Genomic DNA, 572 nt, shown 5'->3' on the forward strand with positions numbered 1-572 from the left:
CATCGACATAATGTGGCAGAAGCTTATCGCGTCCATAGTAGCAATCTGGGTGTTTATACAGTGCTTTTGTATCTGCAATGGGCGCTTGCTCAAATTGCTCGTCTGGTAACCCTAGTAGCTTAACGACTTGCTCTATGGCGTCCAAAGTCGGCCCCGCTACGTGGTCTGCATAAATTTGGTCACCACTCATGATCAGCATGTCTGGTCGCTCATCAACACGTAAGCTAGCGACCTTTTCGTCTGCAGTGACTAAAGTGTCTTTACTAAAATGGTGAGGATTTCGACAAGAGCCATGAAGAACGTAATCGGCTTTCTCGCTGATCACAAACTCCAATCCTTGATGTGGATGTTGGTCTTGTTCATAGTTCAGATGTGGCAACAGCTCAGTCAATAGACCATCTTGAGTTTGAATTTGGTAGCGAAGCGGTTGATGAGTTGGGTAATCACCTTTAATGGCGAGTAAGCTTACCCACGCTCTCTGACCTATTTGGAGCTGCTGAAGTTCATCAAGTGATTGTGATGTGTATGCGTTGTGAGTGCTTGCTTCCATTATTTCAACCACGCCTTTAAGA

The 572-nt window shown here is 45.5% G+C and carries 1 pseudogene; it reads right to left on the bottom strand.

The window, feature by feature from the left end:
* Positions 1-572, bottom strand: a pseudogene (locus tag R8O10_RS26660) (alkaline phosphatase family protein); the annotation flags it as partial.

Source organism: Vibrio sp. 1727 (assembly GCF_033344415.1).
Lineage (GTDB): Bacteria > Pseudomonadota > Gammaproteobacteria > Enterobacterales > Vibrionaceae > Vibrio > Vibrio alginolyticus.